The organism is Rossellomorea sp. YZS02 (assembly GCF_033963925.1).
In the GTDB taxonomy this organism is placed as follows: domain Bacteria; phylum Bacillota; class Bacilli; order Bacillales; family Bacillaceae_B; genus Rossellomorea.
In genome coordinates this window covers 171,944-185,489 of sequence record NZ_JAXBLY010000004.1, presented here as the reverse complement: position 1 = coordinate 185,489, position 13,546 = coordinate 171,944, and the positions used below count along the sequence as shown (strand labels likewise).

General features: G+C 44.7%; 9 protein-coding genes. 1 reads left to right on the top strand and 8 read right to left on the bottom strand.

Going from position 1 to position 13,546, the window contains the following annotated elements; all coding sequences use genetic code 11:
• Window positions 1–144: 144 nt before the first annotated feature.
• Window positions 145–2,826 carry a cation-translocating P-type ATPase gene (locus SLH55_RS06145; protein ID WP_320322920.1) on the bottom strand — a complete coding sequence of 894 codons (2,682 nt, stop codon included), beginning with the start codon at window positions 2,824–2,826 and terminating at the stop codon, window positions 145–147.
• A gap of 213 nt (window positions 2,827–3,039) precedes the next feature.
• Between SLH55_RS06145 and SLH55_RS06140 the strand changes: the two genes are divergently transcribed.
• Entirely contained in the window at window positions 3,040–4,743 is a 1,704-nt protein-coding gene (locus SLH55_RS06140; protein WP_320322919.1) for an NFACT family protein, read from the top strand.
• A 208-nt stretch (window positions 4,744–4,951) separates the two neighbouring features.
• Here SLH55_RS06140 and pyrE read toward each other — a convergent pair whose 3' ends face one another.
• From pyrE to SLH55_RS06105, 7 genes are read right to left on the bottom strand one after another with little or no spacing between them, the layout of a single operon-like run.
• Entirely contained in the window at window positions 4,952–5,575 is a 624-nt protein-coding gene (gene pyrE, locus SLH55_RS06135; protein ID WP_219168977.1) for an orotate phosphoribosyltransferase, read from the bottom strand.
• Window positions 5,572–6,282 (bottom strand): orotidine-5'-phosphate decarboxylase, encoded by a 711-nt coding sequence (gene pyrF, locus SLH55_RS06130; protein WP_219168980.1) that lies wholly within the window; start codon window positions 6,280–6,282, stop codon window positions 5,572–5,574. The genes pyrE and pyrF overlap by 4 nt, the downstream gene beginning before the upstream one ends.
• Window positions 6,254–7,195 carry a dihydroorotate dehydrogenase gene (locus SLH55_RS06125; protein WP_219168982.1) on the bottom strand — a complete coding sequence of 314 codons (942 nt, stop codon included), beginning with the start codon at window positions 7,193–7,195 and terminating at the stop codon, window positions 6,254–6,256. Before SLH55_RS06125 ends, pyrF begins: the two co-directional genes overlap by 29 nt.
• Entirely contained in the window at window positions 7,192–7,965 is a 774-nt protein-coding gene (locus SLH55_RS06120) for a dihydroorotate dehydrogenase electron transfer subunit (protein WP_219168984.1), read from the bottom strand. Before SLH55_RS06120 ends, SLH55_RS06125 begins: the two co-directional genes overlap by 4 nt.
• The gene (carB, locus tag SLH55_RS06115) at window positions 7,962–11,174 is read right to left on the bottom strand and encodes a carbamoyl-phosphate synthase large subunit (RefSeq protein WP_219168986.1); all 3,213 of its coding nucleotides are present in this window, start codon (window positions 11,172–11,174) and stop codon (window positions 7,962–7,964) included. The genes SLH55_RS06120 and carB overlap by 4 nt, the downstream gene beginning before the upstream one ends.
• Window positions 11,167–12,258 (bottom strand): carbamoyl phosphate synthase small subunit, encoded by a 1,092-nt coding sequence (locus SLH55_RS06110; RefSeq protein ID WP_219168988.1) that lies wholly within the window; start codon window positions 12,256–12,258, stop codon window positions 11,167–11,169. The genes carB and SLH55_RS06110 overlap by 8 nt, the downstream gene beginning before the upstream one ends.
• Window positions 12,255–13,541, bottom strand: a complete 1,287-nt coding sequence (locus SLH55_RS06105) for a dihydroorotase (protein ID WP_219168990.1) — start codon at window positions 13,539–13,541, stop codon at window positions 12,255–12,257. The genes SLH55_RS06110 and SLH55_RS06105 overlap by 4 nt, the downstream gene beginning before the upstream one ends.
• Window positions 13,542–13,546 lie beyond the last annotated feature (5 nt).

The window sequence follows — 13,546 nt, the reverse complement described above, 5'->3', positions numbered from 1 at the left end:
TTACGTATGTAGAACAACGCTGATCTCCCTATCTTGTACTGTTCATTCAGCGAAGGGAACAATCCCTTATAATCGATACATCACTATTTATATAAAAAAGGTAATAGAGGATTTTCTCTATTACCTTTTGGATTATACCACATTTCACTGTTTTTTTCTTGCAAAAAATGACCCTGCAAGTAAAAACGTCGGAACTGAGCTTAAACCGATGATTAAGAGCCAGTCCTTTAACACGATCGGCACCGTATGGAAGATTGGCTGCAATGATGGTACATAGATGACGATCAGCATTAAAACAAGCGAAGATAATACGGCCCAGACAAGATACATGTTCCCAAAAGGATTTCTTGAAAACACCGAAACTTCACTACGGCAATCAAACACATGGATCAGCTGTGCCATGACCAATGTAGCGAACGCGACGGTTTGGGCATAAGCCAGATGATCAGGGTGTGTCTTGTAGGATAACATGAACGCAAGTAAAGTCGCCCCTCCGATCAGGAATCCCCTTGACACGACTTTCCAGCCGAGTCCCCGTGCAAACACACCTTCTTTCGGATGCCTCGGTTTCCTCTTCATAACATCATCTTCCGGCTTATCCAGACCTAATGCCATGGCAGGAAGGCCATCTGTCACAAGATTCACCCATAAAATCTGAATCGGGACCAACGGCAGTGGAAGGGCAAGAATCATGGCAAATAGCATGACGAGTATTTCACCGACGTTCGACGCGAGAAGGTACCGAATAAATTTCCGGATATTTTCATAGATGTTCCTGCCTTCCTGGATCGCTGATTTGATCGTAGCAAAGTTATCATCCAAGAGAACCAACGAGGAAGATTCCTTTGCAACGTCTGTACCGGTTATCCCCATAGCCACTCCAATATCAGAAGATTTAATGGCCGGGGCATCATTTACCCCGTCCCCGGTCATCGCTACTACATGCCCCCTATTTTGCAATGCTTTGACAATCTTCAATTTATGTTCTGGAGACACCCTTGCAAACACCGATACTTCATCCACAATTTCTTCCAGTTCATGTACTTCCATCTGATTTAAAGCCTTACCGTCGAGGACGCGATCTTTATTTTTCAATATTCCCAGCTGTTTCGCAATGGCTTTGGCCGTCAGCACATGATCCCCGGTGATCATGACCGTCTTGATGCCGGCTGCCCGACACTCTTTTACCGCTTGCTTTACTTCCGGTCTTGGGGGATCAATCATTCCCTGCAAGCCGATGAAAGTGACACCTTCTTCGATGTCTGACTCCGTTAATGACTCCCAGGCCCTATCCTTGATCGGTTTATATGCAATGGCAATGTTTCGCAAAGCGTTAGAAGACATGTCATGGATGGCACCCTCTACTTCTCCCGTGATTTCTGAGGATTTCCTTTGGAGCCTTCCTTCCCAAAGGACCGACTCGCTCTTCCCGACCAAAACATCCGGGGCACCTTTGGTTACAGAGAAGTACTTTCCATTTTGATCAACTGCGATGATACTCATCATCTTCCTGGTGGAATCGAATGGGAACTCTTTCACAATCGTAAATTTCTTCTGTAATGACTCTCTTGAGAGTCCCGCTTTCAATCCTGCAACAAGCAGTGCTCCTTCAGTAGGATCTCCATCGACAATAAAGCTTCCTTCACGGGTTACGAGTTCTGCATGGTTACAGAGCATTCCAAACGTCAATAATTGCTGTAAGGCATTCTCACTATGAGGAGTCACACGTCGTTCCCCGTTATAGAATTGGCCGTCGGGCTCGTATCCTGTTCCAGTTACCGTCCACGTTTTCCCGCCGCTCCACAGATGGGTGACCGTCATTTTATTTTGAGTAAGGGTACCTGTCTTATCCGAACAAATAACCGAAGCACAGCCTAACGTTTCAACAGCCGGAAGTTTTCGAACGATTGCCTTCTTTTTAATCATCCGCTGAACGCCCAGGGAAAGAGCCACTGTTACAATGGCCGGTAACCCTTCAGGAATGGCTGCAACAGCTAATGAAACCCCTGCCAAAAACATTGTATACATATCATGGCCCTGAATCACACCGATTCCCACCACCAGCGCCGTCAGTACAAGTGCAACCGTAATGAGGATTTTCCCTAATTCTTCAAGTCTTCTCTGAAGGGGGGTCGTCATGGTTTCAGCCTTTTGAATCATATCCGCAATCTGTCCCATGGCTGTCTTCATGCCAATCGAGGTCACGACACCAATCCCGTTTCCTCGTGTGACCATCGTTCCCATAAACGCCATGTTTTCCAAATCTCCAAGACTCATATTCTCACCATTGACAGGTTGAGTGGATTTTGCAACTGGAACTGATTCACCAGTAAGTGCAGATTCCTCTATCTCCAGGTTATTCGCTTCGATAAGGCGTACATCAGCACCGATTCTGTCTCCGCTGCCAAATCGAATAACATCCCCGATAATGACCTCTCTTGAGACAATCTTCACCCACTTTCCATCTCTCAATACCGAGACTTGCGGTGCAGAAAGCTCCTTTAATGCCTGCAGGGATCTTTCCGCTTTTCGTTCTTGGAAAAACCCTAAAAAACCGTTTATAAGTACAATGGCAATGATGGCAATCGCATCGATGTATTCCCCAAGCAATCCCGAAATGAGAGTGGCTGCCAATAACACGAGAACCATAAAATCCTTGAATTGACTGAAAAACAATAACAAAGCAGACTGCCTTTCAGCTTCTTCCAATTGATTGTACCCAAACTGTTTCCGTCTTTCTGCTACATGATCTGTTGATAGCCCCTCTTGGTAATTAGTATTTAATGACTGCTCTATGTCCTCTTGTCTCATCTCATGAAATTTCATGCAACCATGTCACTCTCCTCCTACGATACGAAAAGTTATCCTTCTCATAGCATTCTTATTCAGACTCGTCCTAAAAAATGATATGATTTATATAGGTTTTGCATTTTACCAAGGATAGAGGAAAAATCGGTTACCTTCGTTACATTTTAGACAGCAGGTAAAACGGATAAAATGTAATTACACTGAAATTGATTAAAGCAGAGGATGTTATATATGTCATTTGATGGATTATTCACAAGAAATATGACGAAAGAATTGAATGAAAGCTTATTGCATGGACGCATTAATAAAATACACCAACCATATAAAAACGAAATCATCATGATCATCAGGGCAAACGGGAAAAACCACAAAGTGCTCTTGTCGGCTCACCCAAGTTATTCACGTGTCCAAATAACCAACGAAAATTATGAAAATCCTTCTGTCCCACCGATGTTCTGCATGCTGTTACGAAAACACCTTGAAGGATACATCATTGAAGGCATCAATCAGGTGGAATTGGATCGGATGATCATTTTCGAAGTTAAAGGAAGAAACGAAATTGGAGATATTTCTTACAAACAATTAATCATTGAAATCATGGGACGGCATAGTAATATCATCCTGGTGGATAAAGGAAGAAATATGATCCTTGATAGCATCAAGCATATTTCACCTAGCATGAATACACATCGTACAGTATTACCAGGCCACACGTATGTACTGCCGCCCCAGCAGGACAAGAAAGATCCGCTCGAAGCTACGAAGGATGATGTCCTGAGAGCCCTTGATTTCAATGCCGGAAAGCTCGATAAACAGATCGTTCAATCCTTCGCAGGAATATCTCCGCTTTATGCGAAAGAAGTCATTCACCGGGCAGGGATCGGAAACCAGTCAACCATCGCTGAATCATTCTTATCATTGATTCATCATGCAAAAACCTTTGACAAGAATCCGACCCTTATCACTGGTGAGAAAGAAACATTCTACTGGATGGATCTTGAGCATCTCAAGGGTGAAAAACATACCTTTTCTTCCTTAAGTGAATTGCTGGACCGATTCTTCTATCAAAAAGCTGCACGGGACCGCGTCAAGCAACAAGGGAACGACTTGGAGCGGTTCATCCGAAATGAACGGGATAAAAACATCAATAAAATCGAGAAGTTAAAGAAGACTTTAGATGACGCCCAACAGGCTGACCGCTATCAATTACTCGGGGAACTCCTTACGTCGAATCTGTATGCCGTGGAACGTGGCATGACGGAGGTCAGCGTGGTTAATTACTATGATGAAAATGGGGAAAGTATAACGATTCCGCTTAATCCTCAAAAATCTCCTTCTGATAACGCACAGAATTATTTCTCCCGTTATCAAAAAGCGAAGAATGCCATTACGATCGTTCATGAACAAATCGAAAAAGCTCAGGAAGAGATTGTGTACCTAGAGCAACTGCTGCAGCAATTAGAATCCGCTTCTACAAAAGATGTTGAAGAAATCAGGGAAGAGCTGGAGGAAGAAGGTTACCTTAGGGCTCGTAAGCAAACGAAAAAGAGAAAGCTCAATTCCAAGCCTGTACTTGAACAGTACACTTCAAGTGACGGTACTCAAATCCTGGTTGGGAAAAACAACAAGCAAAACGACTACTTAACCAGCAGGGTCGCTGGAAGAGAAGAGATTTGGCTTCATACGAAGGATATACCTGGCTCTCATGTTGTCATCAAGAATCCCAACCCTTCTGAACAAACCATCAAGGAAGCGGCCAATATCGCTGCCTACTTCAGTAAGGCACGTGAATCAAGTTCGGTTCCGGTAGATTTCACCGAAGTCAAACAGGTAAAGAAACCAAAAGGCGCAAAGCCGGGTTTTGTCATTTATGACGGACAACAAACCGTGTATGTAACACCAGATTTGGATCTGGTTCGAGCGCTGAGGGATTAATATTGAGAGGAAGCACTTTCACTCCGTCATATTTTGGACTGGAGTGGGAGTTTTTTTGTTTTGAGCTTTTTATGGGAATATTGAGGATTCTCTCGAACAGCAGACATATTGAACTTTTTGCATGTCAAAAAAAGGCAGATAATAGATATGATGGTCCTTCCCCTCGCAATAATAAAAAAAGCAACTCACATACGAGTTGCTTTCCCACTTAACTTCCCCAATTCTCCGGGTCTTCTTTCCAACGCTTCAATTGTGCTAAATCATCTTCTCGGATGATTCCACTCTGGACCGCTACTTCCAATAAACTTGAATAATCCGAGAGTGCAAATGATTTAATATCTTGTTCTTTAAGCATCCTTTTCCCTTTATCCAGTTCATATGTGAATATAGCGACTACCCCTAATACGTCACATCCTGCTTCTCTTAAGGCGTCAACCGCTGTTATACAGCTTCCTCCCGTTGAAATTAGGTCTTCCACCACTACCACCTTTTGCCCAGCAGCCGCAATTCCTTCAATCTGCTTTCCTTTTCCGTGGGCTTTGGCCTTTGACCTGACATAACACATAGGGAGGTTTAACTTCTCGCTAACCCACGCAGCATGGGGAATTCCCGCCGTTGCCGTACCTGCAATGACCTCTGCATCAGGAAAGTGCTGCCGGATCATCTCTGACAGTCCCTCTGCGATGCTATTCCGTACAGAAGGATAAGATAGTGTCAGACGATTATCACAATAGATGGGTGACTTTATTCCCGATGACCACGTAAACGGCTCTTCCGGATTTAAATATACAGCTTCGATGTCTAATAATTTCTTTGCTATTTCTTGTTTCATGCTTTGCCCTCCCATTCCTTTACGATCCGTTCATAAGCGTGTAGCGGTTGATCTGCACCCGTGATGCTTCTTCCGACGACTATGTAGGAAGAGCCTAATTCTCTTGCCAAATGTGGAGTTGTGACCCTTTTTTGATCTCCTGCATCATCTTCAGCTAAGCGAATTCCAGGAGTGACACGTAAAAAGTCATTCCCACAATATTCTTTAATCATAGATGCTTCACGTGGAGAACAAACCACTCCATCAAGCCCTGCTTGTTTCGCAAGGGTTGCATAGTGTAAGACAGATTCATCGATGGTTTTAGGGATCAATTGCTCTATTCGCATTTGTTCTTCTGATGTCGATGTCAGCTGTGTAACTGCAATTAGAGAAGCGCGTTCATGGTTGGCCGGTGTACCTGCGTATAAACCTTCCAACGCCTTTTCCATCATTATGCTGCCACCTGCTGCATGCACATTGATAAGCTCCAGGTCAAAGCTCGCTAGCCCCTTCATGGCTCCGTAGACTGTGTTGGGAATATCATGAAGTTTCAGGTCCAGGAATATCCTATGATTTTTATTTAAAAGCTTCTCAAGTATGACAGGGCCATTTTGAAGATAGAGCTCCATACCTACCTTTACATGTAAACTTTCCGAAAATTGATCCAAAAAGTTTGATGTCATCTCCCAAGAAGGGAAATCAAGAGCTATAAACGGCTTTTGAGTCATTCTTCCCCCAGCTCCTTCCGGTTAATTGCGAAATATGATCGACTCCAAGTTCATCGAGTAATGGCGGTAGATCGTTTATGATTGTTTTGCATACGAATGGATCAACGAAGTTTGCTGTCCCGACTGCAATCGCGCTTGCTCCTGCATAGAAGTATTCGATGACGTCTTCAGCCGACTGGATTCCACCCATTCCGATGATTGGCAGGTCTACTTGTTGACTCACTTCATAAATCATCCGGATGGCAACGGGTTTAATCGCAGGTCCTGATAGGCCGCCGGTTTTGTTTGCCAAAATCGGCTTCCCTGTCTTCATATCCAATCGCATTCCGAGGAGTGTATTGATCATTGTCAAACCATCCGCCCCACCTGCTTCAACGGCCTTTGCCATTTCCACAATATTGGCTACGTTCGGTGACAGCTTTACATACAGGGGAACCTGAGAGACTTCTTTTACCTTCTCGGTCAATTCTTTCGCTACTTCAGGGATAGTCCCAAAAGCAATTCCTCCTGTTTTAACATTAGGACAGGAGATATTAAGCTCCAGGGCTCTCACGTTTTGAGCGGAAGAGATGACTCTTGCCACTTCAACATAATCCTCGACCTGAGAGCCTGCCACGTTTGCGATGATCGGTACATCATATTGTGAAAGCCAAGGAAGTTCCTTTTCCATCACACCGGTGAGTCCGGGATTTTGTAAACCAATTGCATTGAGCATACCGCCATTCGTTTCAGCAACCCGGGGAGTCGGATTACCAAAGCGCGCCTCTTCCGTCGTCGCTTTGATCATGATTGCTCCAAGCTCGCTTAAATCATAGAACTGACTATATTCCCGTCCGAATCCAAAACAACCTGAAGCAGGCATGACCGGGTTTTTTAGAGATAATCCGGGTAATTCGATTTGTAATGACTTCATAGAAGCACCTCCCCTGCAGGAAATACCGGGCCGTCACTGCAAACCTTCACATAACTCGCCCCTTCAGGATCATCCTGTTTATGACAGACACAGGCGAAACAAGCCCCGATTCCACAGCCCATCCTTTCTTCCAATGAGATGAAACCACGTTTGTCATCCAATTGAGATTCCAGCGCTTTCAGCATGGGTGTAGGACCACAAGAATAAAATACATCAAAGGCTGGCTTTTCTTCCTTGATAACATCCGTTACAAAGCCTGCAGTACCAAGGGATCCATCTACAGTTGCAATATATGTGTCTCCGAGTTCCCGGAATTCATTTTCGTAAAAGCTGACAGCTTCATTTTGAAAACCGAGGATATGGTTCACTTTCCAACCGCTGTCAACCAGCTTTTTAGAAAGACCGTAGAGGGGAGGAACTCCAATTCCTCCACCTACTAAAAGTGCGGTCTTATTTCCACGTTCTACGGAGAATCCATTTCCAAGTGGGCCTAATACGTCGACCCTTTCTCTCGTTCCAACTTTGGAAAGGAGCATCGTGCCTTTCCCTTCGGCGCGGTAGATCAATGTCATGGTCTTCTCATGAAGGTCATGGGATGCGATGGATATCGGCCTCCTTAATAAGGGGTCGATTCCAGTCCCGACTTTCACGTGAACAAATTGGCCTGGAGCCTTTATTTCCTCCACTAAATCTCCTTGAAGTACGATCTCGAAGATGTTTTCAGCAATCCTTTCATGAGAAAGCACGACCATCTTTTCGTTTACGATCATTGAAACACCGCCTCTTTCGCTTTCGAATGTGCTTGCAGTGCCTCGGCAGAGAATGTCATCGATTCAATCACTCTCAGGATGGCTTCGGCAGTATCCAGTGAAGTTAGGCAAGGGATGCCATTTTCCACTGATTCCCTTCGAATTCTGAACCCATCCCGGGCAGGTTGTTTCCCTTTGGTCAATGTATTGATGACAAGCTGTGTTTCACCACTCTGGATGATATCTAATAATGTAGGGCCGCTTGACCCGATTTTATCTACTTCACGAACAGCAATACCTGCTTTTGTCAGATGCTCTGCAGTACCCTTTGTTGCAAGGATTTGATAACCAATATCGATGAAGCGTTGAGCCAGAATCACGGCTTCGTCTTTGTCTTTATCTGCAACAGTCATGAGCACCGATCCATATTCCTTCATCTGCATTCCCGCTGCAACCATTCCTTTGTAGAGAGCTTTTTCCAATGTGAAATCTTTCCCCATTACTTCACCTGTAGATTTCATTTCAGGCCCGAGAGTGATGTCCACCCGTCTTAATTTGGCAAAGGAGAAGACAGGCACTTTAACGTACACTCCATGCTTTTCAGGGATTAGCCCCGACTCATATCCTTGGTCCTTAAGGGAAATTCCAAGAATCGATTTGGTCGCAATATTTGCCATCGGTACATTTGTGATTTTACTGATGAATGGCACTGTGCGACTGGATCGCGGGTTCACTTCCAGGACAAAGACCTCACCTTTTGAGATGACATATTGAATATTCAAGAGGCCCACAATATTCAAGCCTTTAGCGAGTTTCGTCGTGTAATCGACAATGGTTTGCTTTTGTTCTGGCGTCAGCTGTTGTGGAGGATACACAGCAATGGAGTCACCTGAGTGGACCCCGGCCCGCTCGATATGCTCCATGATTCCAGGGATGACGACGTCTGTTCCATCCGAAATGGCATCCACTTCAATTTCTTTTCCGATCAGATAGCGGTCGATTAATACAGGGTGCTGAGGATTTACCTTTACGGCATTCTTCATGTACATAAGAAGCTCTTCTTCCCTGTAAACGATTTCCATTGCCCTTCCGCCGAGAACGTATGATGGTCTGACTAGGACCGGATAACCGATGTTTCCAGCTATAGACAGGGCACCTTCCACAGATACTGCCGTTTTCCCCTCCGGTTGTGGAATCCCCAGTTCATTCAGAGTATGTTCAAATTTATCCCGGTTCTCTGCCCGGTCGAGATCCTCAAGGGTGGTACCGAGAATCGTGACTCCCCTTCTGACCAACTCGTCTGCCAGATTGATTGCCGTCTGTCCGCCAAACTGCACTACGACGCCCTTAGGCTTTTCAAGATCAATGATATGCATGACATCTTCTACCGTCAGTGGTTCGAAGTATAATTTATCCGAAATACTGAAGTCAGTCGAAACCGTTTCCGGGTTGTTATTCACAATGATCGCTTCATAACCTGCTTCTTTAATCGCCCATACTGAGTGAACCGTTGCATAATCAAACTCCACTCCCTGTCCGATCCTGATCGGACCCGAACCAAGGACGATGACGCTCTCACGTTCAGTGACCCTGGATTCATTCTCATCTTCATAGGTGCCGTAGAAGTAAGGCGTCTCTGATTCAAACTCTGCTGCGCAAGTATCGACCATTTTATAGACAGGCGTCAGGTCATGTTCTTTTCTCCAGTTATACACTTCTGCTTCTGTACTATCCCATAGCTTGGCCACGGTGATATCTGAAAAGCCCATGCGCTTAGCTTTTTGACCGAGTTCAAAGTGGAAATGATTCTGAGATAATTCCTTTTCAAACTCTACGATTCTATTCATTTTATATAAGAAGAAAAGATCGATTTTACTCCATTCATGTATGGTTTCAATCGTTACCCCTCTTCTAAGGGCTTCGCCGATGTAGAATAGGCGTTCATCCCCGGCCTTTCGAATCCTTTTCTCGATCCACTCGTCCGTCAATTGCTGTGCATCACTCAGTTCCATGTGATATGTGTTGCTTTCAAGGGAGCGGATCGCTTTCAGGAGTGACTCTTCGAAGGTTCTGCCGATCGCCATTACCTCTCCTGTTGCTTTCATTTGGGTACCCAGGTTACGCTTTGCCGCTTCGAATTTATCAAATGGCCATCTTGGAATCTTGGTCACCACATAATCAAGTGCAGGTTCGAATGATGCATATGTTTTGCCAGTAACAGGATTCATCATTTCATCCAGGGTAAGACCGACTGCTATTTTGGCAGCAAGCTTCGCGATTGGATATCCAGTAGCTTTAGAAGCAAGTGCAGAAGACCTGCTCACCCTCGGATTCACCTCAATGATGTAGTACTGGAAGCTGTCCGGATCAAGGGCAAGCTGAACGTTACAGCCCCCTTCTATTCCCAACTCCCGGATGATATTCAAACTTGTATTCCTCAACATCTGATACTCACGGTCACTTAAGGTCTGACTAGGTGCTACTACAATCGAATCTCCCGTATGGATACCAACCGGGTCGATGTTTTCCATATTACACACCACGATCGCATTATCTGCTGCATCTCTCATAACCTCATATTCTATTTCCTTGAAGCCAGCAATGCTCTTCTCCAAGAGACACTGGGTTACCGGGCTGTACTTCAATCCTGAGCTGACAATCTCGATCAATTCATCTTCGTTATGACAGATTCCACCGCCGGTTCCACCAAGAGTATAAGCAGGGCGGACGATGACTGGATATCCAATTTCGTTCACAAATTGATAGGCTTCATCCAATGAATGAATGATTTCACTTTCCGGTACGGGCTCACCCATTTCATTCATCAAATTCCTGAATAAGTCACGGTCTTCCGCTTTCTCGATGGCAGAAAGCTTCGTCCCGAGAATTTCCACTCCGCACTCTTCCAGAACCCCTGATTGAGCGAGCTCAACAGCCATGTTCAATCCTGTTTGACCACCTAATGTAGGCAGCAGGGCATCCGGTCGTTCTTTGCGGATAATCCTGCTGACAAACTCCAATGTCAACGGTTCGATATACACTTTATCAGCCATTTCGGCATCCGTCATGATAGTTGCAGGATTCGAGTTCACCAGGATTACCCGGTAGCCTTCCTCTTTTAGGGCGATGCATGCTTGTGTTCCGGCATAGTCGAATTCTGCCGCCTGTCCAATGATGATAGGTCCACTTCCGATAACTAAGATGGTTTTGATGTCTGTACGTTTAGGCATGTTGAAGCTCCTTTCTTTTCTCTTCTTTCATAAGTTGTAAGAAATCATCGAATAAGTAGTTTGAATCTTCAGGTCCCGGAGATGCTTCAGGGTGATATTGAACCGTAAATGCCGGGAAGTCCAAGTGCTTCAATCCTTCTACTGATCCATCGTTTATTGCAGTATGTGTCACCTGTAATCTCGAACCTGCTAAGGATTTTTCATCTACTGCATATCCATGGTTCTGAGAGGTCAGCGCAACTTTACCTGTTTTCAAATCTTTAACCGGATGGTTGCCTCCACGGTGGCCGAACTTCATCTTGAAAGAGTCGCCACCACAGGCGAGAGCGAATAATTGATGACCTAAGCAGATGCCGAAGAGTGGAATTTCACCCAGAAGTTCTTTGATTGTTTCTATCGCTTCCGGTACATCTTTCGGATCCCCCGGTCCATTTGATAACATGATTCCGTCAGGCTGCAGGCGTCTGATTTCTTCCGCGGAAGTATCATAAGGCACCACTATTACGTCACAATCACGTTTATTCAATTCCCGTAAGATACCGTGCTTCATCCCAAAATCCATCAACACCACGCGATAACCTCTCCCGGGGCTAGCATAAGCTGTCTTCGTGGAAACCTGTTTTACCTGGTCAGTCCTAAGGGTAGTATCCTTCAATTTATTTAGCATGTCTTGTGGATTATATTCAGCAGAACAAATGATGCCTTTCATGGCTCCATGCTTTCTGATGATCCTTGTTAACTTTCTGGTGTCGATATCTGAAATTCCTGGAATACCTTTTATTTTTAATAATTCGTCCAACGTTGATTCATTTCTCCAGTTTGAAGGAAAATCAGCCACTTCTCTGACAATGAACGCTTTTATGGCTGGAGAGATCGATTCAAAATCGTCCCGGTTGATTCCATAGTTCCCTATAAGCGGATAGGTCAGGGTTACAAGCTGTCCGCAGTAGGATGGATCGGATAGAATCTCCTGGTAGCCAGTCATACTCGTATTGAATACAACTTCACCAATACTATCTTCATTTGCTCCAAATCCTTCTCCCACGAAAACTGTTCCATCGTCTAAAATGAGTTGTCTTTTCATTGTTCGTTTCCTCCTTCATTCCATACAAGAGATCCCTGATAAAAAGTTGCTTTCGGCCATCCTTTGCACTCCCACTCTTTAAATGGAGTGTTTTTACCTTTTGATATAAATTCAGCCGGGTCGATCATTTTTTGTTCATTTAAATCTATAAGAGTAAAATCGGCTCCTCCTCCTACTTCAAGTAGTCCAAACGGAAGATTGAACAGAGAGCTCGGTTTAATCGTCATCCAGTCAATCAATTGCTTCAGAGTAAAGATTTCTTTTTCCACAAAGTGTGTATAAAGCAACGGAAAGGCTGTTTCCAATCCCACGATACCGAATGGAGCGAGCTCTATCCCTTCTGACTTTTCTGTTTCTGTATGTGGTGCATGGTCGGTAGCGATAAAATCGATTGTTCCATCCAGTAAACCTTCTATGAGCGCTTGTTGATCCTCTTTACTTCGAAGAGGCGGATTCATCTTGAAGTTGGGGTCAAGTCCCGGGATATCATCTTCACATAACAGAAGATGATGGGGAGTTACCTCAGCTGTCACATTGATGCCAGCTTTCTTCGCGTCCCGGACCACCCTTACTGATTCTTTTGTTGAGATATGACATACGTGATAATGCACTCCTGTTGCCTCTGCCAGAAGCACATCCCTTGCGATATGTACGGCTTCACATATGGAGGGGATCCCAGGCAGGTCATGCTTCTTTGAGAATTCACCTTCGTGAACCGCTCCACCATAAATCAATGTATTTTCTTCACAGTGGGCGACGATGGCGGCATTGATACTTGCTGCAGTTTTCATCGCTTCAAACATCATGCCGGCAGATTGTACCCCCACTCCATCATCGGTGAAGGCAAATGCCCCCATTTTCTTTAAGGCAGGTAAGTCATTCATGGTTTTTCCAATTTGACGTTCCGTAATGGCGGCATACGGTAAGACCCTGACAGTACCTGTTTCCATGATTTTATTGTTTAGAGCCTCGAGGTTTTCAACTGTATCTGGAACCGGTCTGGTATTCGGCATAGCGGCAATGGTTGTGAATCCACCCTTTGCAGCTGCTTTTGTACCTGTTTCAATCGTTTCTTTATGTTCGCCGCCCGGTTCTCTTAAATGGACATGCAAATCGACAAATCCCGGGGAAAGCAATAACCCTTCTGCTTGGAATTCCTGGTGATCTGTCCCCTTCAATCCTGGACCCATCTCGATGATTTTCGTATTCTCCACCTTGACATCCACATTCTCTAAGTCACCGTTTTTTGTTAGAACACGTGCATTTCGGATTATCCATTTCATCTCAA

Bases quoted from the DNA above. Each gene is read 5' to 3' on its own strand.
- SLH55_RS06120 (WP_219168984.1), bottom strand. From the start codon at position 7,965: ATGATCGTAAACGAAAAGATGGTCGTGCTTTCTCATGAAAGGATTGCT.
- SLH55_RS06140 (WP_320322919.1), top strand. From the start codon at position 3,040: ATGTCATTTGATGGATTATTCACAAGAAATATGACGAAAGAATTGAAT.
- SLH55_RS06105 (WP_219168990.1), bottom strand. From the start codon at position 13,541: ATGAAATGGATAATCCGAAATGCACGTGTTCTAACAAAAAACGGTGAC.
- pyrF (WP_219168980.1), bottom strand. From the start codon at position 6,282: ATGACTCAAAAGCCGTTTATAGCTCTTGATTTCCCTTCTTGGGAGATG.
- SLH55_RS06110 (WP_219168988.1), bottom strand. From the start codon at position 12,258: ATGAAAAGACAACTCATTTTAGACGATGGAACAGTTTTCGTGGGAGAA.
- SLH55_RS06125 (WP_219168982.1), bottom strand. From the start codon at position 7,195: ATGAAGTCATTACAAATCGAATTACCCGGATTATCTCTAAAAAACCCG.
- carB (WP_219168986.1), bottom strand. From the start codon at position 11,174: ATGCCTAAACGTACAGACATCAAAACCATCTTAGTTATCGGAAGTGGA.
- pyrE (WP_219168977.1), bottom strand. From the start codon at position 5,575: ATGAAACAAGAAATAGCAAAGAAATTATTAGACATCGAAGCTGTATAT.
- SLH55_RS06145 (WP_320322920.1), bottom strand. From the start codon at position 2,826: ATGAAATTTCATGAGATGAGACAAGAGGACATAGAGCAGTCATTAAAT.